The organism is Sinomicrobium endophyticum, assembly GCF_052983315.1.
Genome location: NZ_JBRKIS010000056.1, coordinates 1 through 25,007 on the forward strand (window position 1 = coordinate 1; position 25,007 = coordinate 25,007).

19 protein-coding genes are annotated in these 25,007 nt (G+C 43.6%); 9 read left to right on the top strand and 10 right to left on the bottom strand.

Annotation, left to right across the window (positions count from 1 at the left end):
- Positions 1-4 precede the first annotated feature (4 nt).
- Positions 5-1,426: an IS4 family transposase gene (locus ACVBDU_RS20900; RefSeq protein ID WP_447181655.1), complete on the bottom strand. Its 1,422-nt coding sequence runs from the start codon at positions 1,424-1,426 to the stop codon at positions 5-7.
- 521 nt (positions 1,427-1,947) lie between these two features.
- Here ACVBDU_RS20900 and ACVBDU_RS20905 point away from each other — a divergent pair.
- Both ACVBDU_RS20905 and rimO read left to right on the top strand, forming a co-directional pair.
- Positions 1,948-5,193, top strand: a complete 3,246-nt coding sequence (locus tag ACVBDU_RS20905; RefSeq protein ID WP_447181637.1) for a S41 family peptidase — start codon at positions 1,948-1,950, stop codon at positions 5,191-5,193.
- Positions 5,194-5,450: 257 nt separating this feature from the next.
- Positions 5,451-6,764, top strand: coding sequence for a 30S ribosomal protein S12 methylthiotransferase RimO (rimO, locus tag ACVBDU_RS20910; protein ID WP_447181638.1), 1,314 nt, complete (start codon positions 5,451-5,453; stop codon positions 6,762-6,764).
- Between the two features lie 472 nt (positions 6,765-7,236).
- Here the strand turns inward: rimO and ACVBDU_RS20915 are convergent, their stop codons facing one another.
- Both ACVBDU_RS20915 and ACVBDU_RS20920 read right to left on the bottom strand, forming a co-directional pair.
- Complete coding sequence (locus tag ACVBDU_RS20915; protein WP_447181639.1) at positions 7,237-9,159, bottom strand: redoxin domain-containing protein; 1,923 nt, start codon at positions 9,157-9,159, stop codon at positions 7,237-7,239.
- A gap of 163 nt (positions 9,160-9,322) precedes the next feature.
- Positions 9,323-9,532, bottom strand: coding sequence for a pentapeptide repeat-containing protein (locus ACVBDU_RS20920; RefSeq protein ID WP_447181640.1), 210 nt, complete (start codon positions 9,530-9,532; stop codon positions 9,323-9,325).
- Between the two features lie 140 nt (positions 9,533-9,672).
- Here ACVBDU_RS20920 and ACVBDU_RS20925 point away from each other — a divergent pair, with 140 nt between their 5' ends.
- Both ACVBDU_RS20925 and trxB read left to right on the top strand, forming a co-directional pair.
- Positions 9,673-10,731: a WD40/YVTN/BNR-like repeat-containing protein gene (locus tag ACVBDU_RS20925; protein WP_447181641.1), complete on the top strand. Its 1,059-nt coding sequence runs from the start codon at positions 9,673-9,675 to the stop codon at positions 10,729-10,731.
- A gap of 139 nt (positions 10,732-10,870) precedes the next feature.
- Positions 10,871-11,836, top strand: coding sequence for a thioredoxin-disulfide reductase (gene trxB / locus ACVBDU_RS20930; RefSeq protein WP_447181642.1), 966 nt, complete (start codon positions 10,871-10,873; stop codon positions 11,834-11,836).
- Positions 11,837-11,930: 94 nt separating this feature from the next.
- Here trxB and ACVBDU_RS20935 read toward each other — a convergent pair whose 3' ends face one another.
- Positions 11,931-12,800 carry a 3-keto-disaccharide hydrolase gene (locus ACVBDU_RS20935; protein ID WP_447181643.1) on the bottom strand — a complete coding sequence of 290 codons (870 nt, stop codon included), beginning with the start codon at positions 12,798-12,800 and terminating at the stop codon, positions 11,931-11,933.
- A gap of 246 nt (positions 12,801-13,046) precedes the next feature.
- Here ACVBDU_RS20935 and ACVBDU_RS20940 point away from each other — a divergent pair, with 246 nt between their 5' ends.
- Together ACVBDU_RS20940 and ACVBDU_RS20945 are read left to right on the top strand one after the other, a co-directional pair.
- Positions 13,047-16,187, top strand: coding sequence for a SusC/RagA family TonB-linked outer membrane protein (locus tag ACVBDU_RS20940; RefSeq protein ID WP_447181644.1), 3,141 nt, complete (start codon positions 13,047-13,049; stop codon positions 16,185-16,187).
- Between the two features lie 11 nt (positions 16,188-16,198).
- Complete coding sequence (locus ACVBDU_RS20945; RefSeq protein ID WP_447181645.1) at positions 16,199-17,623, top strand: SusD/RagB family nutrient-binding outer membrane lipoprotein; 1,425 nt, start codon at positions 16,199-16,201, stop codon at positions 17,621-17,623.
- 226 nt (positions 17,624-17,849) lie between these two features.
- On the opposite strand, the gene ACVBDU_RS20950 is transcribed toward ACVBDU_RS20945, so the two are convergent.
- Positions 17,850-18,440 carry a hypothetical protein gene (locus ACVBDU_RS20950; RefSeq protein ID WP_447181646.1) on the bottom strand — a complete coding sequence of 197 codons (591 nt, stop codon included), beginning with the start codon at positions 18,438-18,440 and terminating at the stop codon, positions 17,850-17,852.
- 918 nt (positions 18,441-19,358) lie between these two features.
- On the opposite strand from ACVBDU_RS20950, the gene ACVBDU_RS20955 reads away from it, so the two are divergent.
- Complete coding sequence (locus ACVBDU_RS20955; RefSeq protein ID WP_447181647.1) at positions 19,359-19,769, top strand: hypothetical protein; 411 nt, start codon at positions 19,359-19,361, stop codon at positions 19,767-19,769.
- Between the two features lie 361 nt (positions 19,770-20,130).
- Here the strand turns inward: ACVBDU_RS20955 and ACVBDU_RS20960 are convergent, their stop codons facing one another.
- Genes ACVBDU_RS20960 through ACVBDU_RS20980 form a run of 5 tightly spaced genes read right to left on the bottom strand, consistent with a single transcriptional unit; the run spans position 20,131 to position 22,210 of the window.
- Complete coding sequence (locus tag ACVBDU_RS20960; RefSeq protein ID WP_447181648.1) at positions 20,131-20,532, bottom strand: VOC family protein; 402 nt, start codon at positions 20,530-20,532, stop codon at positions 20,131-20,133.
- A gap of 12 nt (positions 20,533-20,544) precedes the next feature.
- Positions 20,545-20,994, bottom strand: coding sequence for an SRPBCC family protein (locus ACVBDU_RS20965; protein ID WP_447181649.1), 450 nt, complete (start codon positions 20,992-20,994; stop codon positions 20,545-20,547).
- 32 nt (positions 20,995-21,026) lie between these two features.
- On the bottom strand, positions 21,027-21,407 hold the full coding sequence (locus ACVBDU_RS20970; protein ID WP_447181650.1) for an iron chaperone: 381 nt from the start codon (positions 21,405-21,407) through the stop codon (positions 21,027-21,029).
- A complete protein-coding gene (locus ACVBDU_RS20975) occupies positions 21,400-21,774 on the bottom strand; it encodes a DoxX family protein (RefSeq protein WP_447181651.1) in 375 nt (124 codons plus the stop codon). The genes ACVBDU_RS20970 and ACVBDU_RS20975 overlap by 8 nt, the downstream gene beginning before the upstream one ends.
- 10 nt (positions 21,775-21,784) lie before the next feature.
- Positions 21,785-22,210, bottom strand: a complete 426-nt coding sequence (locus tag ACVBDU_RS20980) for an SRPBCC family protein (protein WP_447181652.1) — start codon at positions 22,208-22,210, stop codon at positions 21,785-21,787.
- A 148-nt stretch (positions 22,211-22,358) separates the two neighbouring features.
- On the opposite strand from ACVBDU_RS20980, the gene ACVBDU_RS20985 reads away from it, so the two are divergent.
- Together ACVBDU_RS20985 and ACVBDU_RS20990 are read left to right on the top strand one after the other, a co-directional pair.
- A complete protein-coding gene (locus tag ACVBDU_RS20985; RefSeq protein WP_447181653.1) occupies positions 22,359-23,336 on the top strand; it encodes a GlxA family transcriptional regulator in 978 nt (325 codons plus the stop codon).
- Between the two features lie 429 nt (positions 23,337-23,765).
- Complete coding sequence (locus tag ACVBDU_RS20990) at positions 23,766-23,888, top strand: hypothetical protein (RefSeq protein WP_447181654.1); 123 nt, start codon at positions 23,766-23,768, stop codon at positions 23,886-23,888.
- Positions 23,889-25,007: the final 1,119 nt, after the last annotated feature.

A 25,007-nucleotide genomic window follows, 5' to 3' on the forward strand; every position in this document is an offset into this window, starting at 1 on the left:
TGAACTACCGTGTGTACACATCTCCATTTAGCAATGACCATCCTTTAAAAATGGAGTTAAATTCGTCTAATCCATTTTTTAGGGTTATTGGACCAGGTGGTCTTTCGGATTTATAACCATTCCATCCTCCTAACCGAGCAATAATCCATGTGGCCCAACTTAATTGATCCCTGGGGTATGGATTTTTTGTTTTAAGGGTATTTCCCTGTAATTTTTCATTGAGTTTTCCCAAACACTTTACTTCTGTATCCTCGAATACTTCAGCTATAGCTTGACTCTCTTCTTTTCCATAGGCGATCATCATTTGACACAATTTCAAAACCCCTTGTAATATCATTATGGCCAGTTTGCGTATGGCCCATCCGGTTTCCAATTCGCTATCCTCTAAAGCAAACCCTTTCTTTTTCATTAGCCTGAAGACCTGTTCTATGAACCAGCGACTGCTATACCATGCAACAATGATCTGTGCTTGTTCGGCGGTTTCTACAGTATGAGTAGTCCACAGTCTCCAACAAATGGGGTCTTCTCCTTTGGGTGTGGTATGTTGGGATTCTTTGGCTTCTACTATGTAGAGTTTTAGTGTTTTAGGAGCAGCTTTGTCTGCCCTTTTGGGACGTTGAATCTCGACCTGTTTATACTTGAGTTCCATTTTTGCTTCCCGCCCCTTTCTGTTTTTATGTAAATCTTCTTCTACGGTAACCGTGTAAACCGCCTGAACCTCTTGTTGCGCCAAATGGTCAAATACCTTTTCGGTGTCCGTTTTGATATTACGGTTATAACCTGCCCGAACCAACAGATGAGTTTTGGTATCCGGTATCCTGGCAAATTGCTCATAAATATCACCTTCCCTATCCTGGATGATCGTAATAGATCTTGCATAGGCCAGATTCTCTTTGGAAGCTTCACTGGATCGAATCCATTTAAAAGATTCTTTCTCTTCTATGGGAAGCTTGTGATATTGCCGGCTGTGGCGAGTTCCGTTGTCTTCTTCCCGGTGCCATATATCGATATGGGAAAAACCAATAGGAGTAAGCATAGTGGCATCCAGAACCAAACTAGGATGAAGAAAAAAACCAATACTCTTAGTATTCCTTATGGGGCCAAGGCCTGTACGGGGCTGTAATCGCCCGGAATGCTTGGACAAATTGAATTCCGTATCATCCTGGATCACCAAAAGATCACGGTCTCTACTTAACTCTTTTACGCGAGAGGTGCATTCCGATATAAGCGATTGTTCTTCCACTCTTGGGTTGTTTAAAAATCTATAGTTGGCACGTTGCTCTGCATAATCCCTGGAAATACGACGTATAGTGCTGCTTTTACTTATGAGTATGGAGCTTAATAAGGTAGCCCCCTTTTTACCAATCGTTTGTCTGGCAAATGATCGGTGAAATCTATGTGTTCCTTGATCCGTGATGTTTCCAATATCTTATTTTTTTAAATATAAAGATAACCCTTTAGTTGTGTACACACGGTAGTTCAGATGAAGGGAGGTACCCGAGCGTAGCAACGGGGGGAGGGTTTGAAATCCCCGGCCATAGGGATAACCTCAAACGTAAAGGTAAATATACCAAGGTTCGGGCTTGTCAGAACTCCCCGTCCCGTAAAGCGGTCCACCCCTCCCAGCCCGTCCGGCAGACAGGTTCATCACAAGAGAGGAGCCCTAAAAAAGGCCAAAAAAATGAACAAATATCCTTAACTAAATGACATTGCCCTTTAGGCGCTGCATTGATACCGATAAATATCGGGATAGTCGAAATGGTTAGGGTAAAACTGATTTTCCGGGAAAGCCGGTTAAAAACAATTTTTGTCTATATACTTCATCTGGTCCGTATCTTATTTGTTAAAGAATGTTAATACACCCTCTTTTATGTAACAAAATGTAGTAAACTGTGTCCTTTTAAAATGCATTAACACTTTATTAAACTAATTTAATCTCCGATTTTCATGAAAAAAATCAGTATGGCATTAATGATCTGTTTTTTGACAGCATCATTATTCGCCCAGGAAAATGCCCGTTGGTTGCGGTATCCTTCTATTTCACCGGACGGAAGCGCCATAGTTTTCGGCTATATGGGAAATCTTTACCGTGTCGGATCCGAAGGTGGTACCGCCGTGCCCATAACCGTAGGCGATGCCTATGACATAAGGCCGGTATGGAGCCGCGACGGAAAGACTATAGCCTTTGCCAGTAACCGTTACGGGAATTTTGACGTTTATACGATGCCTGCAACAGGGGGGACTCCTGTAAGACTTACCTATAACAGTGCGGATGATGTGCCGTACGACTTTACTCCCGATGGTAGTTCCGTGCTTTTTGGCAGTGGCAGAAATGCTCCTTCCCGAAGTGTGCGTTTCCCCATGGCACGTCTTTTTAACAACCTGTACACTATTCCCGCAGAAGGAGGAAGACCGGTACTTGTTACTGCCGCCGGAGTCAATGAAGCTCAATACAACACGGCTGGAACAAAAATCGTTTTTGAAGACAGGAAAGGGTACGAAGATCCCTGGAGAAAACATCACACATCTTCCGTGACCAGGGATATATGGTTGTTGGATACAGCCGGCGATACTTATAAGAAACTCAGTTCTTTTAAAGGAGAGAACAGAAATCCCGTTTTCAGTGCCGATAATAATACCGTGTATTACCTTAATGAAAAAGACGGTACCCAAAACCTTTATGGAATATCTCTTGCGGATAACACCGAAAAGCAACTGACCGCCTTTACCGGTTTTCCCGTACGCCATTTAAGTATAGCAAATAACAATACGATATCTTTCACCTGGAAAGGAGACGTTTATGTCGTAAAGCCGGGAGGCAAACCGGTGAAACTGGATGTGAAAATATCGGATGATGCGGCTTTTCAGGTTATTGAGAACATGGATATCAGCAGTGTCACCGAATTTGCCGTGAGTCCGAACGGAAAAGAAATAGCTTTTGTAAACCGCGGCGAAGTATTTGTAACCGGAATGGACGATTCCAGGACAAAACGGGTGACAAATACCCCGGAGCAGGAAAGGATGATCAACTGGTCTCCTGACGGTAAAACATTGCTCTTCTCCGGAGAAAGAGACGGTAGCTGGAATATATACAAAGCCACACTTCGCAGGGCGGATGAAAAATATTTTTACGCCTCTACCGTATTGAAAACGGAAGCCGTTATAGCTACCGATGCCGAAGAATTTCAGCCCAGGTATTCTCCCGATGGAAAAAAGGTGGGATATATCGAAGAGCGGAATATCCTGAAAGTACTGGATGTCGATACCGGGAAAAAAGTGACCGTATTGCCTGAAGGACGTAACTTTTCCTATAGCGACGGGGACTGGTCTTTTACATGGAGCCCGGATAGCAAATGGTTGCTGGTAGATGACAGTAAAGGGTATTTTGTACGCCGGAATACGGCATTGCTGAAGGCAGATGGTACCGGGGAGGTATTTCACCCGGTAGACGGTGGTTTCGGGGAAGAATCCCCTAAATGGGCGCTTGAAGGAAAGATGATGACCTATATGAGCAGCCGTGAAGGCAGAAAATCACTCGCCTACCAGGGAAGCAGGGAATCCGATATTTATGCCGTGTTCTTCGACCAGGAGGCCTATGACCGTTATTCTCTTAGCAAAGAAGAATTCGAACTCTTGAAAGAGAAAGAAGAGGAGGAAAAGAAAGAAGAGGAAGAAAAAGCAGAAAAAGACAATAAAAAGTCAAAGAAAAAAGATAAGGACAAGAAGGAAGAGAAGAAAAACCTGGTCCTGAACCTGGATAATCTGGATAACCGAAGAGTAAAACTTACCATAAACAGTTCCAGTATCAGCGACTATGTGCTGAGCAAAGAAGGCGACAAAGTGTATTACCTGGCTGCTTTTGAAAAAGGATATGACCTTTGGGTTACCGAACCGCGAACACGGGAAACCAAGGTACTTGCCAAAATGGGAGGAAGTCCCAGTGGTATTGAGATCAGTGAAGACGGAAAAACGCTGTACCTGAGCAACAGGGGTAAACTGGTGAAGGTAGATACCGACAGCGGAAAAGTGGAAAATATAAGTATCGATGCCGATATGGCCGTAGATGCCGCTGCCGAGCGCAGTTACATGTTCGACCATATGTGGCGGCAGGTAAAGAAAAAATTCTACGATCCGGATATTCACGGTATCGACTGGCAGATGTACCACGACGAATACGCAAAATTCCTGCCGCATATCAACAACAATTATGACTTCCAGGAATTGCTGAGTGAGTTTTTAGGGGAACTGAATGCATCGCATACCGGTGGACGTTTCTATCCGGATACTTCAAAAGGAAACCATACTGCTTCGTTGGGAGTGTTATTCGATGAAAAGTATACCGGAGAAGGCATCCGGATTTCGGAAGTGATTTCCGGAGGTCCGTTGAACACTGCTCACAGCAGGATAAAGGCAGGAGATATCCTGGTAAAGATCAATGGCAAAGAGATCGGTTCCGGCGAAAACTGGAATAAGTATCTGCTGAATATTCAGGATAAAAATGTGCTGCTCACGGTTAAAAGAGGTGCTAAAACCTTTGAAGAATCCGTTAAACCTGTTTCCCTTGGAAAAGAAAACGGACTCATGTACCGCAGATGGGTAAAGACCATGGAGAAAATGGTGGATTCCCTGAGTGACGGCAAGCTGGGATATGTACATATACAAGGAATGAACGATGGTAGTTTTCGCGATGTTTACGAAAATGTACTCGGAAAAAACCTGGGTAAAAAAGCCCTGGTAGTAGATACCCGTTTCAATGGTGGTGGATGGTTGCATGACGATCTGAACACTTTTCTCAGCGGTGAAGAATACCTGAAATTCGCACCGCAGGGACACGTGGTGGAAGGAGGCGAGTCGATGTCGAGATGGACCAAACCGAGTATCGTGGTAATGAGCGAAGGAAATTACAGTGATGCCTTTATCTTTCCTTATATATATAAGCAGAATGGTATCGGCAAACTGGTAGGTATGCCGGTAGCGGGAACGGGAACTGCCGTATGGTGGGAGCGACAGATCGATCCCTCCATAATTTTTGGTATTCCTATGGTAGCTACCATAGGCAAGGAAGGCCGGCCTACGGAAAACCTGGACCTGGAACCGGATATCCTGGTACCGCTGCCTTATAATGATTTCCTTAGCGGTAAAGATCCGCAACTGGAAGCGGCGGTGAAAGAATTGCTGAAAGAAATAAAATAGACAGAGAAGGAGGGTGTCTGAAAAACCTCTAACTTCTATAAAAACCACAAAGTTCACAAAGTAGGCGCAAAGCTCATAAAGAAATTAGCATTTGATTACGATACATTTAACTCTTTGGTTCCTTTGTGCCTGCTTTGTGTGTCTTTGTGGTTAAAAGTTTTTTTACACCCTCTTTTAGAAACTGCCCGAATTTTTCCGGGATGCGGTAAATATGTCGCACATCTTCCTTACTTTTGCACTCCTAATACGGCAATGCAATGAGGACCAAGTCTCTGAAAAAGAATAAAATAAATGTAGTTACCCTGGGATGTTCCAAAAACGTTTACGACAGTGAAGTTTTGATGGGGCAGTTAAAAGCCAGCGGTAAGGATGTTGTTCACGAAGATGAAGGTAATATAGTGGTGATCAATACCTGTGGCTTTATCAATAATGCCAAGGAAGAAAGTGTCAATACCATACTCGAATACGTTCAGAAGAAAGAAGAAGGTGCCGTAGATAAGGTCTTTGTTACCGGATGTCTCAGCGAACGGTATAAACCGGACCTGGAAAAGGAGATTCCTCATGTGGACCAATACTTCGGTACGTCCGATCTCCCCGTGCTTTTAAAAGCGTTGGGCGCCGATTATAAACATGAGCTTGTAGGGGAACGACTTACGACCACGCCTAAAAACTACGCATACTTAAAAATAGCGGAAGGCTGTGACCGTCCCTGTTCGTTCTGCGCTATTCCGTTAATGCGCGGAAAACACCGCAGTACACCTATAGAAGATCTGGTTAAGGAAGCCGAAAAACTTGCCGAAAAAGGAGTAAAAGAACTTATACTTATTGCCCAGGACCTTACGTACTATGGTCTGGACCTTTATAAAAAGAGAAATCTGGCCGAACTGCTTCGCGAACTGGTGAAGGTAGAAGGTGTTGAATGGATACGCCTGCATTATGCGTTCCCTACGGGTTTCCCGATGGATGTCCTGGAAGTGATGAAAGAAGAACCCAAAGTGTGTAATTATATAGACATCCCGCTTCAGCACATCGCCGATCCCATACTGAAATCCATGCGGAGGGGAACTACAAAAGAAAAGACTACCGGACTGCTCCGGGATTTCCGGAAAGCAGTGCCGGAAATGGCTATCCGTACTACATTAATAGTGGGCTATCCGGGAGAAACCGAAGAAGATTTCGGGGTACTGAAAGACTGGGTAAAAGAAATGCAGTTTGAGAGGTTGGGCTGTTTTGCCTATTCTCATGAAGAAAACACGCATGCCTATACCCTGGAAGATGATGTTCCGGAAGAGGTAAAGCAACAAAGGGCTGCCGAAATTATGGAGATCCAGTCGCAAATATCCTGGGAACTCAACCAGGAGAAAATAGGACGGACCTATCGCTGTATTATAGATAGAAAAGAAGGAAACTACTTTGTGGGCCGTACGGAATTCGATTCCCCGGATGTGGATAACGAAGTGCTGATTGATGCTTCGCAACACTATGTGCGTATCGGGGAGTTTACAGATATCCACATTATAGATGCTTCCGACTTTGACCTGTATGGTGAGCCGGTATCAAAATTAAACTAACCCGGTCCGGGCTGTAAGTCCGGGGTTGGAAAGGGTCCTGCCCGGCGGGCGGAGAAATTGTATTTTAGTCATTGGTTATTAAGCCATTGAGTTATTTAGGCAATGCCCGTAAACTCAATAACCTCGCTAGATAAAAGCTCATAGAAGCTAAAGCAGCTGCAATAGATATCCACCGGAGTAGGGTCTTACCCTGAACCGGATAATAAATATCAAATCCCAAATTCCGTAAACGTATCACGGAATTTGGGATTTTTGACTTTTTCGGATATTGAATTCGTTTAAACTTTTTCCATCCCGATAATTATCGGGAGGCTGCAAAATTATCTTTTTGCCCCAAATTTTGCCTTTTTATTACTCAGTAGCTCTGCTATGCAGCTCAAAAAAGCCAAAATTTGGAACAAAAATCTCTATTTCCTGCCTGCCGGCCAGGCAGGTTCGCTTCAATCAAAAAAGTTTAAACGAGTTCATTGCCTTAGGATTGCAACAACTCTATCATAATGTCCAGTTCTTCCACTAATTTTTCATTGTTGCCGTTATAACCTACCGATCTGAAATTGATCCGGCCTTCCGGCCCTATAATGATCTTGGTGGGAATGCCCTCCACACCGTATTTATCCACAATGTCAAACTCCCTGCTGCCTTCAGATACGGGAGTATCCAGCAATACATGGAAGGTGTATTGGTTTTGATCTATAAAATCCTTTACTTTTTTTAAGCGGACTTCGGGTTTATCTCCTTCCCAGGTATCGATGAAGAGAAATTCTACATCCGGGTTATTTTCGTATTTGGTAACCGCTTTTTGCATCCCGGGAAAAGAGCTTTTACAGGGACCGCACCAGGTAGCCCAGAAATCCAGGACAACTACCTTTCCTTTCATAGAACTCAGGGCAACATCTTCGCCATCCAGGTTTTTCAGGGAAAAAGCGGGAGCTTCCTCATCGAGCATGTTTTTCTTTGTTTCTTCCAGTATTTTAGCACGGGCGACTTTTTCGAGACCGGAGAGGTAGGTGTCAAACCCTTCGTCCGAACCTTTGCTTTCCGTATAGGCCGATTTCAGGTATTCCTTCATTTTTTCCGTGGAAACGCCTTCGCGGATAAATTCCCCGGCTTTTTCCTGTACTGCACCATAATTGTCATCGGCCAGGAGGAATTGGATGTAGCGTTCGTTGACTTCAGGGGATTTTCCTTCTCCTATAGCCTCTTCCTGGTATTTCACCGCTTCTTTTACCTGCCCTTGTTTAAAAAGGATAAGGGCATAGGTATCTGCGTACATTCTATAACTGCCATCCAGGTTGTCCCTGTACTGGCTTTCGGACAGGTATTCCGGTTTGTCTTTCGGGTCCTGCCGGAGCGACTCTATGATGTCCAGGGACCTCTTGGATATCCCGGCGGCAAAATCGAGGTCTTTTCCTTCTTCGGCGAGTTTCCAGGCTATGCTGTTGTACAACGACGTTTTGTCCCTGCCTTGTTCAGATATTTGGTCGGCATATGTGGTAAAGGTCTCATAATCTCCCCGATCCCCATATTCCTTGGCGAGCATATATAGCATGAAATTTTTTCCGTTCGTATCGTTAAAGGAATCGGTATACTCCTCGAATAACGCTTCTTTTTTTGCAATATCCTTCTCTTTGTAAAATGTTCTGGAGAGTTTGTTTTTGGCCAGTTTTCCTTTTGGATAATCGGCTATGGCTTTTTCGGTCAGGGCTTCCGCCACGGAATCATTGCCCATGACATTATACAGGGCTACCAGGGTATTGTAGTCTTTATCGGTGAGCTTTTCATGGGCTTCGTAAGCTGCTATACGTTCTTCAATCCATTTTTTCCCTTCTGTTTTGTCTTCCTTATACAATATCCGGGGATAGGTATTGTCCCAGATGTCCACTATATCCGGATTTTTGGCAAATTCCTGTTTGAAGAGGGCGATCGACGAATCTTTTTCCATTTCAACGCCGTGCGATTTTGCGTAATAACTTTCGTAATAAGAAGCCATACTGGCCAGGGTGCCTTTGAGCAATTCTCCTTCTTCCGTATAAAGGGGCAACACAAAACCCTGTTGGTCATTATTGTCGAATTCGCCGTCTGTTTTAAAGGCAAAGGTGACGGCCGTAGCGGAGTCGGGGATAGCCATGGTGCCTTCCCATGTTCCGGAAACATTCTTTACAGGAATATCCACAGGATAGAAATTGTCGTTAACGGCGTAATAGTAATAGGCTTTGGGACTCTTTTTTTCGGTGGTATATGTGATGTACAGGGAATCTCCCGGACTTGGTTTTTCACTGGAAACATGAAGCGGTCCCAGGGTTTTTCCCGGATCCTCCGCTTTTGTTTTATCGTTTTTACAGGAAATAACGAATAAGGCCATCACTACAGTGAAAAGGCATGATATTGTTCTCATAAGTAAAGCATTTTCTGGTTAACGGATATTAATATACGACGATAAGTTAAAAAACAACCTGGTTTTGGTATAAAACATCTTTTTTTTAACAAAAATTCGGGTCTACTCAGAATATTTCACCAGTAACCCGGGGCTTCGATACATTCCGGCTTTGCCGGAACACTCAGCCACCTCTGTTTCGTCTGCAACCTCCAAACCTGCAACCTCCAAACCTGCAACCTCCAAACCTGCAACCTCCAAACCTGCAACCTCCAAACCTGCAACCTCCAAACCTGCAACCTCCAAACCTGCAACCTCCAAACCTGCAACCTCCAAACCTGCAACTTGTAACTTGTAACAAAGAAATAATCCCTCCAACTCCTAAACTCCTCAACTCCGAACTATAACACTCTTACCGCTCCTCTCCTAATATAATACGTTTGCCTGGTGGTACGGCCCCGGTTTCTTTATCCTTTGCAAAAGAAACCTATCTTTGTAACAGAATCCGATGAGATTTTCATAATAACTATCCTGATGAACAAACTGTTATTTATATTACCTTTTGTGATATCCGTTTCCTGTACTTCTTCCAAAAAGTTTGAAGCCAGGGATATTACCGGTGTTTCCGTAATCCCTATGCTGGAAGACTCCATGAGTGTGCGGGCCATTGAAATAGTATCCGGTAAAACCCTTTGGTTTGCAGACGATCGCGGGAGATTCGGGTATTTTGATTATAAGGGACATCCTGTTATAGATTCCGTATCCTATGATACCCTGGTGCCACATTTTCGTGCCATAGCTTCCAATGATAATAATGTATTTGTACTGAGTATTGGCAGTCCGGCATTGCTCTATAAAGTTTGGGAAAAGGGAAAAACCGAACTGGTGTACCGCGAAACCCATGAAAAGGCGTTTTACGATGCCATGAAGTTCTGGAACGAAAAAGAAGGCATTGCTATCGGTGACCCTACGGAAAGCGGCTGTCTTTCTGTTTTGGTAACGCGGAACGGGGGAAATTCCTGGTCAAAGATACCCTGCGACAGATTGCCTTTGGTTGCCGAAGGTGAGGCTGCATTTGCGGCAAGCAATACCAATATAGATATCGTAGGGAACAGGACCTGGATCGTCTCAGGAGGATTACGGAGCAGAGTATTTTATTCGCCCGATAAAGGGAATAGCTGGGAAGTATACAATGTTCCCGTGATACAGGGAGAACCTACATTGGGCATGTATTCGGTAGATTTTTGGGATAAAAACACGGGGATTGCCATCGGAGGAGATTACACCAGGCCCGATTACAATACGGCTAATAAGGCGGTAACTACAGATGGTGGCAAAAGCTGGGAACTGGTGGCAAATAAAAAGTATCCCGGATACCGTTCGTGCGTGCAGTATATCCCCGGAAGGGACGGGAAGGAAATAGTAGCGGCAGGTTTCGAAGGTATTTCTTTTTCGCGGGACGGGGGCAATACCTGGAAGTCCATATCTGCAGAAGGGTTCTATACCATACGCTTTTTAAACGATTCGGTAGCTTATGCCGCAGGCAAAGGAAGGATAGCCAAACTCGTTTTCGAACAACAGAAGCTTCAGTGACCACATAGAAACTCTATACATAAAAGTTTTACGGCATAACCGGGGGCAATGGTTCCATAGCAATTTTTGATAACTTTTTATATCCAGTTCCTATTAATTATTCTAATTTTGTTAAGCAATAAAAACAAAGGAGTTAACCATGTCAGATACAGTAGAAAGAATTAAATGTCTTATTATAGGATCCGGTCCTGCCGGTTACACTGCGGCTATCTATGCGGCCCGTGCCGATCTTAAGCCCGTATTGTACACAGGATTAGAACCCGGAGGACAACTCACAACCACTACAGAAGTCGATAATTTCCCGGGATACCCGGAAGGGATAGACGGACCTACCATGATGCTGCAATTGCAAAAGCAGGCGGAGCGTTTCGGTACCGAAGTTAGAATAGGTATGGCGACTGCCGTGGAATTCAGCAGTGAAAGAGGAGGAATTCATAAAGTCACAATCGATAATTCCAAACAACTGGAAGCCGAAGCCGTAATTATATCTACGGGAGCATCGGCCCGGTACCTCGGATTGCCCAGTGAGCAGCGTTTACGCGGAGGAGGAGTTTCCGCATGTGCGGTATGTGACGGATTTTTTTACAAAGGACAGGATGTAGCTATTGTAGGTGGTGGAGATACCGCAGCAGAAGAAGCTACGTACCTGGCCAATATCTGTAGCAAGGTGACCATGCTGGTGCGAAAGGGAGAAATGAGAGCTTCCAAAGCCATGCAGCACCGGGTGGAGAACACACCCAACCTGGAAGTCAGGTATTTCAGCGAAGTGGATGAGGTGTTGGGCGACCAGGTGGTAGAGGGCCTTCGTATACGGAATAACCAGACCGGGGAAAAGGATGAAATAAAAATAACAGGACTGTTTATAGCCATAGGGCATACACCGAATACCGATATATTCAAAGGACAACTGGAAATGGATGGAACAGGGTATGTCATTACCGAAGGAAAGTCCACCAAAACCAGTAAACCCGGTGTTTTTGCCAGCGGGGATGTTCAGGATAAAGAATACAGGCAGGCTATAACCGCAGCCGGTACCGGATGTATGGCAGCCCTGGATGCCGAAAGGTACCTCGCGGCCGTAAAATCTCCGGAAGAGGTGGTATAAATAAAGTTAGAAGCACGGAGCACGAAGCCAGAAGAATTAAGACCTCGAACTCCGTGCTTCGCACTTCCAACTTCGTACTTCCAACTTCCCACTTCTAATTTCCCACTTCTTTCAGAACTTCATTCAGTTTCTTCTTATCCTCCATATAGGGCTCCAGGTCCAGCAGTTCTACTTTACGGAACTCTATGGGGTGGCTTTCGCTTTGCAGGGAAATATAACCTTCCCGTATTAATTCCCCGTCCTTTTTTTCTGCAGGATCAAAGTTAGAAACAGAACCGGCCCCGAATTGCGGTTTGTAATAAGTAAGGACCGTGTCTTTCTCCACAATATGATGTATAACGGAATCTCTCAGAACCAGCATGTCCATCCGTACCCACTGGTCACCGTGATATGTTTTGGAACTGGAATTCAGGCAGTGATCGGTGTAAAGGGTATCTGCAATAACCACATTGGTGCCGGGAGTACAAAGGTTACCCGTGGGCCTGGGGTCAGAACCATTGCCACCCAGTATCTGGGCTTCGATAGATATCGGGAAGTCCTGATCTTTTAACATGCTTTCCGGTGACTGGCCGTGTAGCATCGCCCCGCTGTTGCGGAAAGCCCAGCCTTCCCCTCCGGGAGCCTGGTCGCCTGTAAAACGGTACTCCACCCGGAGCAGGTAGGCAGAAAACGGGTCTTTATAAAAGATATGCCCGTACTGCCGGTCGAACTCCTCGTACCCGTCGTAACTTACTTTCATCAACCCGTCCTCCACCCGGAAGGTGTTGGCATAATTGTCTCCCAGTTCGTGCTTGGATATCTTGATTTTCCAGTCGTCAAGGTCGCTACCATTGAATAACTGTATCCATTCCGGTTTTTTTTCCACAGTATTTTCAGTGGTTTTTTCCGTAGATTTTTCCTTGTTCCCGCTAATACAGGAAACGGTAAGACTGCCAATAAGAAGGGCGCATAAGAGTTGTTTCATGGTTTGTTTTTTTAGGTTCGAAGCCCGGGGTCCGAGGGGCGAAGTTTTGTTTGCAGCATTCCACTTCGGACTCCCGGCTTTTTTTAAATAAGTGATAAACTTACACAAAAAATTCATTTCTTTCAATGTGTTGTTCTTTATATGTGTTAATGGTTAAAATGTAAAATGAATATGTTATAATTAAGTTAATTTAATATGATATTGTTATATTTGGGTTCATACCTGAATAATAAACTGAACTAACACATGAAAAAACTACTTCCGATCACGCTTTTGGCGTGTACATTTTTTTGTTTTACGGGCTTTGCCCAGGTAACAGGAACCATTACAGACACGGAGAATGCCCCCCTGCCGGGAGTGAGCATTATAATTGTGGGTTCGACCACGGGGACCACTTCCGATTTTGACGGGAATTACAGCATTAATGCTTCCGAAGGCGATATTTTACAATTTTCTTATGTAGGAATGACTACCGTCACCCGGACCGTAGGGGAATCTGACATTATTGATGTAGTGCTGGAAGAAGATGCCCAGGCCCTGGATGAGGTTGTGGTGACGGCAATGGGGATAGAACGGAGTGAACGTTCCCTGGGATATGCCGCCCAAAAGGTGGACACCGAACTCCTTAACATGAACAAACAACCCAATGTGGTAAACTCCCTGCAGGGAAAAGTAGCAGGAGTAAGTATTAACAGTACCGGGGGTGCCCCGGGACAGGGAGCCAATATCCAGATCAGGGGAATTAACTCTATAGATCCCCGAAGAGATAACCAGCCTCTGTTTGTTATTGATGGAGTGATCATAGACAATACCACCTCCACATTCGGCAGCGGATCGAATTTGCGCGGAATGAGCAACCGGGCAGCCGATCTCAATCCGGACGACATAGAGACCATTAATATATTAAAAGGAGGGGCTGCAACTGCATTGTACGGACTTCGCGGAGCCAATGGTGTTGTGGTTATTACCACAAGATCGGGAAAAGCCGGGACCATTAGAGTAAATTATACCAGTACTTACGGTGTGGATTATGTAAACAAGTTTCCCGATATTCAGAATAAGTACACCCAGGGATGGATGGGGCAGTATGATCCGGATGATTTTTGGCCGTCCTGGGGCCCTACGGTAGAGGAAGCAAGGGCTATCGACCCTACACACCCGGCAAAGTTGTACAATCACGTCAAAGATGCTTTCCAGACAGGTTCACAGGTGAGGAATAACCTGTCTTTTTCCGGTGGCAATGAAACCATTACCTTCCTCGCCTCATTATCCCAATTCGACCAGACCGGGATATTACCATCCACAGACTATAAGAACTATCAGGCCAGATTAAATACAGATGTTAAGTTAAGTGACAAGTTTAAGACCGGGATGACCATGTCTTATATTAATTCCGGGGGATATCGCTATAATGCGATACGCTATAATGAACAGCTGGTATATTGGTCGGGAAGGCACGACGTGACCGATTTTCGTGAAGAGAACGGTACGATGAGATCTTACGGGGGTACTTCAAACCCCATGTATGTGGCGCATACCAACAGGCTTAAAGACGATGTGGACAGGTTTATAGGAAGTGTGTATTTTGATTACAGGCCAACAGAATGGTTGAATCTTAACTATAGGGTAGGGATAGATAATTACAATGAAAACCGGCTCAGGACAGCTCCGGGAATACAGGGGCTGGAAGGAGAACGCATAGTCAATGACAACGGTACATCGGCTGCCCCGGGAAGAGGGCTTATTTATGATTATAACACCCGTTTTGAGACTATAAACAGTACATTTGTTGCGAGTGGTACACACAGTTTTTCGGACGAATTGACCGGGACATTGCGTGTAGGGCACGAATTTTACACCAGGAAAGTAAAGAACACGGGGGTAGAGGGGGCAGACCTTACCGTCTATAACTGGTTCGATCTCAGGAATGCCAACATCCTCAATACTGTCCAGGAACAGAGCCAGTATCGCCTTATGGGCGCATTCGGGGAACTTTCCTTCGATTACAACAATTACCTGTTCCTTACACTTACAGCCCGGAATGACTGGACCTCCTCCTTGTTAAAACCCAATAATGCCTTCTTCTACCCCTCCGCCAGCCTCAGCTACATCTTCAGTGAAAACCTGTCTCTTCCGGAGGTTATAAGTAATGGTAAGTTCCGGTTTTCCTACGCCAAAATTGGTAAGGATGCCGATGTATATTCGACCAGTGGCGGTTTTGCCAATTATATGGATTTGCCCCCGGGTTATGTAGGCTTCACCAGGCCCAACCTGCTCGGAGACCCCGACCTCCGTCCGGAGTTTACAGATACCTACGAAGCCGGGTTGGAGATGTCCTTCTTTAATTCACGCCTGGGGTTTGATTTTACCTATTATCATTCCACCAGTAAGGACCAGATAATACAGGTCCCCATATCTTCTGCCACCGGGTTTGAACTCGCTTCTATAAATGCAGGTAGTATGCGCAACAAAGGGGTAGAACTGACCCTGTTTGCCACCCCGATAAAGAAAGAAAATTTCTCCTGGGAAACCCAGGTAAATTTTTCCGCAAACCGGAACAGGATATTGAGCATTCATGAAGACCTCGATGAGATCACTCTGGCTTCTCAATCCGGGTATGTAGGGGCTACAGTAACCATGAAACTGGTTCCCGGTGAGGCTTATGGTTCTCTTTTCGGTACGGTGCACCAACGTTATTACACCGATGAAGAAATACAGGCAGGGCTCAAAGATGGATTGCATGTGGATAAATCCAGGCCTATTGTGATCGATGAAGACGGTTTCCCGGTAAGAGAACCTGTTTCGGTACAAAAAATACTGGGAAATGTTCAACCCAAATGGATAGGAGGATGGAGTAATACATTCCGGTATAAAAACGTATCTCTTACCACTTTGATGGATGCCCGTATCGGACAATACCGGTATAACCAGCAGGCTAATTTCTATTCTGCTTTCGGGATGTCCGAAATTACGGAGAACAGGAATGATTACAAGGTTTTCAACGGAGTACTGGCCAATGGAACACCCAATACACAGGAAGTCTGGTTAGGCCAGGGAATTGATCCCGGGACAGGCCGGGACTACGGTATCGGGTACTACAGAAACTATTACCGGGGGGTGTCGGAGAATTTTGTGGAAGATGCTTCCTGGGTAAGGCTGAGGTCCGTATCGCTTACCTATAGTCTTCCCAAAAGGTGGCTGGAAGATTCTTTTGTACGTAACATGAGTTTTACTGCAACGGGAAACAACCTTTGGTTATGGACAAAATATACCGGTTATGACCCGGAAAGCAGCTCTTTTTCAAGCGGATCTAACATAGATGGCTTTGCCGGGTTTACCTACCCCGCTCTCAGGAGTTTTTTATTCACTCTTAACGTTGAACTCTAATCCCTCCAAAAATGAAGAATGTACAAAAAATAATATCCATATATACCCTCCTGGCAGTGTTTGTATTAACCCAGGGTTGCCGGAGCGATTTTTTCGATCTCAATGAGAACCCCAACCTGGTTCAGAACCCGCCCATAAATGCGATGTTGTCGACAGTGACCCACAAAACCGGACTTAATAGTCAACGTGTGGCTTCTTTTGTGAGTTACTACACCCAGTATATAGCCAACCCTTCCGCAGGTGGTGCGGCAGACACCTATCAGGTTACGGATAATAGGTTGCAATGGAACAATTTGTATTATGCTATGGCTGATATTTATGATATGAGGAACCTGGCACTGGAAGTAGAATCCAGTGAACATCTGGGAGTTGCCAATGTGCTTATGGCGTATCATATAAGCCTGGTATCCGATATCTGGGGGGATGCTCCTTTTTCAGATGCTTTCGGAGGAACTACATTGACGCCGGTTTATGACTCCCAGGAGTCCCTCTACCAGAGCGCATTGAGCTTTGCATCGGAAGCTATTACGGAATTGCAAAAGACGGATTCCAACGTAAAGCTGGCGGAAAATGAAGATTTTATTCATGGGGGAGATCGTTCGGCATGGTTAAGAACGGCCTATGCGATACAGGCGAGACTCCTGAATAAAATATCAAAGAAAGAGGATTACGATCCGCAGGCTGTATTGACCGCGGTGGATAATTCCTATACTTCTAATGCCGATGATGCGGGAATGGGGATATTTGAAGGGGTTAACCCCTGGGCACAGATTGCCCGGAACAACGACGGAAATCTCCTTGGCGGATGGTTATCCGACAACTGGGTAAACCACCTGAATGGAGAAACTTATGGGCTGTTTGATCCCCGTATCGAAAAGATTACCGATAAAACAGTGCATGACGAATATGTGGGAACCAGGAACGGAGAAGGCAATACGGGGGCAGCTAATACCATAAAAGACGAATGCTACATCAGTGAAAATTCACCTTTTACCGCTCCTGACGCCTCATTGCTTATCATAAGTTATGCGGAAATGAAATTTATAGAAGCGGAAGCAGCCCATCGTGCGGGAGATATGCCACGGGCATATGACGCTTATCTTGAAGGAATCCGGGCAAGTATGGAAAAACTGGAGGTAGAGGAAGGTCCGGCCAATACTTATATTAATAATCCCATTGTAAGTGTAGGTTCCGGAAACCTTACTTTAGACCTTATTTTTAAGGAAAAATATGTGGTGACCTACCTCAACCCGGAAGCGTGGAACGATATGCGCAGGCATAATTATGAATACGAGGGGTTCAGATTACCTCTTGGAGCAGTTCTTGACGAGCCTATCCGACGGGTGGCTTATCCCGCAGAAGAACGTGCGGAAAATGGCAGGAATGTTCCGGATGAAGTACCGCTTTCCACAAGATTATGGTGGGATGAGAACTAATAAGAATTACGGATAGTATTACATAAGCCTATGATGTCCTGCGTAGTGTGACACGCCTTTAGTTGCGTTTACAATTGCTGTTTAAAAGATACATCCATAAATCGCTTGGCATAAGTGCAGGCGATTTATGGATGTAATGAACTCGTTCAATATAATCTTTCCGTGTTCTAAATGCTGTGAGGTCTATCTTGGTAGGTTACGATAAGATATCCGCCGGTTAGAAAAACTATTGTTTCGGAATAAACTTATAACGTATTGTACTCCAGAAGATATATTCATCTTCCTGAATTAAATCTGACGGTGAATCAATAACAACAGGAAAGATATCTTCCTCCGTAATTATTCCAAAATCATTACTTTTTTCATAGATCACTTCATTGTTGTCTTTATCTGTAATAATAAGGTAGGCAAGGTATTTTTTAAACAAGTACAATTCCTTATTATCGTCCTGTACCTGTCCTATTAGTACTTTCTTGTCCTCCTGGTATACGAATAAATCATTTTTTTCCACCTCGTATTTATAGGTGTATATCGTAGGTTCCGTATGGACCCGGATGGAATCTTCGTCGAAATTGATTTCCAGTACTCCGGGGTCTTTGTAAAAACTCCATTCCTTTTTCAGGAGGACAGAGCCATCTCCTTCAACTTCTTCTCCCCCTGGCCCCACAAAATGTTTCGCCTGGGTAATCTCATAAGTGTTGTCATACACAAAAGTGTTGTTTTCTACCGGGTCAACAGGGTCAACAGGACTGTCATCATCGCTGTTTGAACAGGATAGAAGCAGCATTATAAACGGTACAAATACTAATCGGTTCATAATTATTTTAATGGGATATAGTTAAAATTCGCATCTTCGGTAAGATAGTAGTCTATATTTGTTTCATACAGTTTCACAAACTCCATTTGTTGTCCTCTTCTTAACTAAGTGTCCCAACAAATGTAGCAAGATCACTTTTAGAAAAGCATACAGTAGGTTATTAATTTGCTCTGTTGTACTTATTGTTAATACCTTTTTTCAGGGTTTCATCTTTACTTTTAGGTTTTTTTCTTTTTCCGGTGATTCTGCTATTTGTGTAGCTCCTAATTTTTTAAAAGCTTTAATTATTTCACCATAATAAGAGTCTTGTTCTGGATATTCTATGTAGTTATCACTTTCTTTATTTCAATAAAGAGAAAAACGAAAAACACACTCTCTGAGGTGTATCCCAATCTCTCACAAGCCTTACTTTATGTATTGCTGCAAAGACCTGGTCAATGAAAAGACTTTAAACAAGTTACAAAAATGTGGTTCAGCGTTATGAAAGACCATTTTGGAAACTCCTCAGAGAGGAGCGTAACGTATCGGTCTGTCATGAATGTGCAGCGGGCTGCGAAGTCGGAGACATTCGCATAACATACGACACTTCGGAGAGCGGATTGGGGCAGCAAAGTTGTAAACTCACAGAGCTGGTTGCGTTTTTTAATTCTAAGTACGAGCCTTACTTTCTGATCAATTTCAAACAATAACCAATCTGGGGATCAGATAGATACGCAACTATTTTACACTTTTTTCATCTTATCAGTGATTAATTCGGAATTAGAAGGTATGAGGGGCATTAATTTGTTTTTTTATATTTTTTTTTCACATTTAGTATGTAAATAATTGATAATGTGTGATTAACATGTAGCGAAGAACTATATAATGAACTTCAAATGCCCTCTATTTTCTATTGTATAAAACTTAAAAGCCAAAATCATGAAAAACTTTACTTTAATTTTCTGTATTTCTTTGCTGTTGTCGTCTTGTAATAATGATGATGATAATTCTTCTCCAAATATTATTGGGGATTGGAAAATGATAAAAATCGAAGTTTATTCTAGTGAATTAGAAGAAACAGATTATTCCGATAATAATATTCTGTATCAATTTCAATCTGATGGCGCTTTAATAGTTGAAGCAGATGTAGATAATGATGGGTATAATAATGGTTCCTATAATTACGAGATGAATTTAGAACATTTATCTGGGAATCTCTCTGTCGAAGAACCTCAAGAGTATATCGTAAAGATTGAAAATAATAAGTGGGTTTTAGACATGTCAACCGATACCATGACTTTAAGCCAAGCCCATGTCGATGGTCCAACATTGTTTTTCATAAAACCTTAAACGGCTTTACTTCAATAAAAAGAAAAACGAAAAACACACTCTCTGAGGTGTATCCCAATCTCTCACAAGCCTTACTTTATGTATTGCTGCAAAGACCTGGTCAATGAAAAGACTTTAAACAAGTTACAAAAATGTGGTTCAGCGTTATGAAAGACCATTTTGGAAGCCCCTCAGAGAGGAGCGCAACGTATTTGACCTGTCATGGATGTGCAGTGGGCTGCGAAGTCAGAGACATTCGTATAGCATACGAGACTTCGGAGAGCGGGGATATAACCGACAAAGACACTTTGGTCGGAGGACCCTTAGGGTATTACAAAAGCCGCTCTTTAGAGTCGCCTTTCACGGCGTACCTATGCTGTCCCTAAACGCTCAACACCCACCTCACATCAAAAGCATCGGTTACTTCAACCAGTTTTTGGTCATCGCCATCATTGAAAAAAATAATCTGTGCATTACATTTTAGTTTTTCAATAAGCTCTTTTCTATCATATGCATTTCTACAGTGTAGAAAAATAGACATATAATTCCCAAGTGTTCTTCCTTCGTCGTGTACCAGGTCCGAACCGTGAATGACTATCCTATCGGAAACCAATGACCCGCTGACGACAGGCATTTCGGCGTACCCTTGCAATTCCCTTCCAAAAGTCTCGAATTGCAGGGTACCGCCAAAACAGGCCTGGTAATAGGTGAGTGCCTTTTTACAGTTCCCGGAAAACGTTATGAAAACTGCACTCACAAATTTACCGTTATTAGAATCGGTCATAATCAGATTAAATTAAGCGTCAGGTATTTCGGGCTCTACAAGTTTTATTAATTTCTCCAGCGATTCCTGCCAGCCTAAATAACACATTTCTGCCGGTATTGCCGTGGGGATTCCTTCCTGGACCACATGAAGTTCAGTGCCGCACGAAACCCTGTTCAGTCGTATGGTTGTGGTTATTTCTCCGGGCAAATCGGGATCGTCAAACCTATCGGTATATTTAATAAATTCATTCGGTTTTATTTCAAGATACGCTCCGCCAAAAGAATGGCTGTTCCCTGTACTGAAATTAATAAAGGTCATTTTAAACTTACCACCTTCTTTAAAATCCATTTGCTGAACAGTGCATACAAATCCATAAGGTGGCAACCAACCTGAGTGTGCTATCGGGTCTGCAAATGCCCGGAATACTTTTTCCGGATTTGCCTTGATGACCCGGTGTAATGAAACGGAATTACTTTCCATGGTATTAAAATTTAATGGTGATTAATTAATTCTTATGTATTACTACCCTTCTTCATTTCCTCGTTTTCCTTTTTCCTGAAGGTGATGATTTCTTTGATCAGCTTTTCCGGTAGCGGTTTATCGGTTGGAATCCGGATAACCGATTTGCTGGTTTTATAGCCAACCAGGTCCGCTTTGAAGTACTTCCAAAACGCATCGCTATAGGGATGTGACAAGGAGATGTGTTTCGGAAATGCACAATAGTATATCAAATAGCCTTTGTACTTAAAGCAAGGGATTTGATAGCTGATACTTTCCTCCGCGCCAGGTACCACCTCGTGAATGATTTTTCGGATGGTTTGCATACGCGCCAGGGATTCACCGCCAAATACCTGGTGATACTGATCAATGCTTTGATAATTCGTCTTAGCCATTAGCCCGGATCTTACGGTTATACATGTAGGAAACGGCAAGAATACCCAACACTACCAGTGGCATCAGCATAAAGCCGATGTTCTTATCTACACATGCATGACTGATGAAGGCAAAGATCAAACTAAACGTCAGCCCTGCATACGCCCATTCCCTTAGCCTGCCCGGTATATTGGGATAAGCAATCGCAAAAACGCCGAGTACTTTGCAGATGATAAGCGCGTAGGCAAAGTAATCGGGATAGCCCAAAGGTTCTGTGCCGGCATTCACATACTCCGGTGCAAACAGTACGGTGCCGAGTGGCATTATCCCTTCCCAAAGTATGATGATGGCAGTTGCCACCCAAAAGATTATTTTATTCTTCTTCATCTTTATTGATTTACGGATTAGTCGATTCAACATATTCTACAAAGTTGTTCAGGATAGCCTGCCATCCTTGTTTCTGAAACTCCGGATCATTTTCGGTTTCAGCATCAAATGTGGTTGTTATGCCGGTCTTACCATTTTGCTCGGCAAACAACGTGGTAGCCTTTCTTCCGTCACCCAGGGTGTAGGTGATTTCCTTATGCAGTTCCACCTTATCATAAATACCTTCAAAATCAAAACCAAAGCTGCCATCTTTGGCTTCCATTCTATTCTTAAACTTACCGCCAACCCGCAGGTCGTTTTCACTGCTTGGCGTATGCCAGCCCGGGTCGGGCGTGTTCCATCGCATGATGTCGTCCGGTGTATTCCATACCTTCCATACTTTTGCTACGGGAGCATTTGCTGTTGCTTCTACCGTAATTTTTGTTACTTGTGCCATTGTAATTTGATTTAATTTTTGTTTGTTAAATTTTATAATTCAAAGTTACAATGAGGTATGAAATCACGGCTGTTGTGAAAATGACAGTTTTCGGGGGGGATTATGACAAAACTATTTTTTATCTTGCGGTTTAATAGTAATAGTTGGCATGCAAATTTCTGTCTTTGTACCCGAGTATGGTGTTATTGAAGCCGTTACACCGCCATTCAGAACCTTCCATACCGCCAATGAGTTTTTAACCACATTTGGCAAAAAGCCCATTTTCGAGGTCGAGTATGTGGGGCTAAGAGAATATGTACCCGCTAACAATGGCGAATACATGATAAAAACCGATAGGTTGCTCAAAGATGTGACCGAAACCGACCTGCTTATCATACCCCCTGCATTTGGTGATACGGCCAAAGGGATTGAGGCCAATGCAGAAGCGATACCTTATTTTAAGAAATTACACGAGAAAGGTTCAAGTCTTGCCAGTTTATGCATCGGCGCTTTCCTTTTAGCCGAAACAGGTTTGCTCAATGGCAAAAAATGTTCTACACATTGGGCTTATATCCGTGAGTTTAAAGAAAGATTCCCGGAGGTGGAGGTAGAAGATGGTGCAATAATAACCGAACACGATAATATATACAGTAGTGGTGGGGCAAGTAGTTTATGGAATTTAATATTATACCTGGTTGAAAAGTTTTCCGACAGGGAAACAGCAGTCATGATCTCAAAATATTTTGCATTGGATATCGGGAGAGACAGCCAATCCCAGTTCACAATATTCAAAGGTCAACGGAATCACGGGGATGAAGATATCCAAAAAGTACAGGATTATATCGAAAAACACTATTGTGATAAAATAAAAATAGAGACTTTAGCCAATTTGATTAATTCGGGGCGCAGAACATTTGAAAGAAGGTTTAAGGAGGCTACCAACAATACAGCCATCGAATATATACAACGGGTAAGAATAGAAGCTGCCAAAAATTTCTTTGAAGCATCCAGAAAGAATGTAACTGAAATCATGTTCGATGTAGGTTACACCGATACGAAAGCTTTTAGAGATATATTTAAAAAGATTACAGGGCTTACGCCGATTGAGTACAGAAATAAGTTTGCAAAGGTGGCCAATGAGGCGTAACTGTTTAGAGCTTGTTTAAAAAGGATTGATTGTAGCGAAAAATGATGATTTTTGTTCCATATGAAGGCTTTTTTAAGCTGCATAGCCGTAGCTATGGTGGGAGAAAAAGACGAATATGGGGCAAAAAGGACATTTTTTTAGCCTCCCGATAAGTATCGGGATGAATTCTTTTTAAACAAGCTCTTACCGTCTGAAAACCGGCAGAAATATCTTTTTGGTAAGCGGTATTTTCAACTTCCCACAGCATGACGAAGAGCCCGCTCTGCGAAGATGCTACTTCGCAGCCCAAACCTTCAATAAAAAGGAAAACGAAAAACGCACTCTCCGAGGGGTACCCCAATTTCCCACAAGTCTTCCTTTATGTATTGCTGCAAAGACCTGGTCAATGACGAAGGCTTTAAACAAGTTACAAAAATGTGGTTCAACGTTATGAAATATCATTTTTGGAAACTTCTCAGAGAGGAGCGCAACATATTGACCTGTCATGGAGGTGCAGTGGGCTGTGAAGTCAGAGACATTCGCATAGCATACAAGACTTCGGAGAGCGGGTAATGATGTATTTTTCTCTGTGGTTCTTTGTGAATGCTCTGGGGAACTCTGCCTGTGCCGGCCAGGCAGGTTTGTGTAATAGCTATTTCACAGAGACACACAGAGGTTTTCACAGAGTTTCGCAAAGATGGAGTTATTCCAGCTACCGGACTGTCATCCCTCTGCCTTTACCTCGACTGGGCTATTAGATAAAAATCTTTTTTAAGAAGCACTAAAGCTCCCCTCTTGAGAGGGGCCGGGGGTGTGTCTTTATAAGTTTTTTCCTCAGGATTACTAAAGAAATACGTAAGAAGAAAATTACCGAATTTCCCGTGAAATTTAGTGCTGTTTGCCGGCTTATTTCAGGGAATTATGCTTCAAAACCTTATAAATATCCTCAAAACACATAAATGTTAAAGTTATGGTAATTACCACCCGTATGGGTATAAACCTTAACATTTCACCGGGAGCTTTGCATGACGAAGGTCAGATCGGGGGGAGTTGAGGAGTCTTGGAGTGTGGGAGTTGGGAGAAGCAATGTTTTGAGGGTTGTGTAAATTGGGAAAAACGTTTTTTTCGGGATTTTGAAAAACACCCAAACCAAACGGAAAGCGTCTTCGCCACGCCGAGCGGTAGCGAGGGGGTGGCGATCTGGTAGCTGGAATGCACTTGCCATTAGGGGTATGCTGCCAGCCTCCATGAGATTGCCACCCTTCGACTCCTCAGGGGAGGCTTTGCCTCCTAAGGTCGGTTCCTCGCAAAGACGCTTTCCAGTGGAGTTATTAAGAAATACTCCAATGAAATCAAATGTTTTAGGACATGACAAAACTTGTTTTGACCAGGTTTCCCGGAAAATCAGTTTACCTCCGTTTTTTCGACCAGGCTCAAAAGGAAGTATGTTTAGAAAAAAACAAAAAGCTTCTCCCTCCTCCTTCGGCGGACAAGATTTATCAAAAGGGAGGAGCCCTGTAGATTTTGACTAAAATCAAATGTTTAACATTAAAAACTTAAAAAAATGAGACGACCAAAATTAATTACCAACTATGGTAATCTGCCGGCAGAACGTCCAGCTCGCGTGGCAATTTCCACGCCCCCGTACAGGACGGTGTGACGTATTATTTCCGGGTACGGGCGCGCAACAAG

Bases quoted from the DNA above. Each gene is read 5' to 3' on its own strand.
- ACVBDU_RS20905 (WP_447181637.1), top strand. From the start codon at position 1,948: ATGAAAAAAATCAGTATGGCATTAATGATCTGTTTTTTGACAGCATCA.
- rimO (WP_447181638.1), top strand. From the start codon at position 5,451: ATGAGGACCAAGTCTCTGAAAAAGAATAAAATAAATGTAGTTACCCTG.
- ACVBDU_RS20915 (WP_447181639.1), bottom strand. From the start codon at position 9,159: ATGAGAACAATATCATGCCTTTTCACTGTAGTGATGGCCTTATTCGTT.
- ACVBDU_RS20925 (WP_447181641.1), top strand. From the start codon at position 9,673: ATGAACAAACTGTTATTTATATTACCTTTTGTGATATCCGTTTCCTGT.
- trxB (WP_447181642.1), top strand. From the start codon at position 10,871: ATGTCAGATACAGTAGAAAGAATTAAATGTCTTATTATAGGATCCGGT.
- ACVBDU_RS20935 (WP_447181643.1), bottom strand. From the start codon at position 12,800: ATGAAACAACTCTTATGCGCCCTTCTTATTGGCAGTCTTACCGTTTCC.
- ACVBDU_RS20940 (WP_447181644.1), top strand. From the start codon at position 13,047: ATGAAAAAACTACTTCCGATCACGCTTTTGGCGTGTACATTTTTTTGT.
- ACVBDU_RS20945 (WP_447181645.1), top strand. From the start codon at position 16,199: ATGAAGAATGTACAAAAAATAATATCCATATATACCCTCCTGGCAGTG.
- ACVBDU_RS20950 (WP_447181646.1), bottom strand. From the start codon at position 18,440: ATGAACCGATTAGTATTTGTACCGTTTATAATGCTGCTTCTATCCTGT.
- ACVBDU_RS20955 (WP_447181647.1), top strand. From the start codon at position 19,359: ATGAAAAACTTTACTTTAATTTTCTGTATTTCTTTGCTGTTGTCGTCT.
- ACVBDU_RS20960 (WP_447181648.1), bottom strand. From the start codon at position 20,532: ATGACCGATTCTAATAACGGTAAATTTGTGAGTGCAGTTTTCATAACG.
- ACVBDU_RS20965 (WP_447181649.1), bottom strand. From the start codon at position 20,994: ATGGAAAGTAATTCCGTTTCATTACACCGGGTCATCAAGGCAAATCCG.
- ACVBDU_RS20970 (WP_447181650.1), bottom strand. From the start codon at position 21,407: ATGGCTAAGACGAATTATCAAAGCATTGATCAGTATCACCAGGTATTT.
- ACVBDU_RS20975 (WP_447181651.1), bottom strand. From the start codon at position 21,774: ATGAAGAAGAATAAAATAATCTTTTGGGTGGCAACTGCCATCATCATA.
- ACVBDU_RS20980 (WP_447181652.1), bottom strand. From the start codon at position 22,210: ATGGCACAAGTAACAAAAATTACGGTAGAAGCAACAGCAAATGCTCCC.
- ACVBDU_RS20985 (WP_447181653.1), top strand. From the start codon at position 22,359: ATGCAAATTTCTGTCTTTGTACCCGAGTATGGTGTTATTGAAGCCGTT.
- ACVBDU_RS20990 (WP_447181654.1), top strand. From the start codon at position 23,766: ATGAAATATCATTTTTGGAAACTTCTCAGAGAGGAGCGCAACATATTG.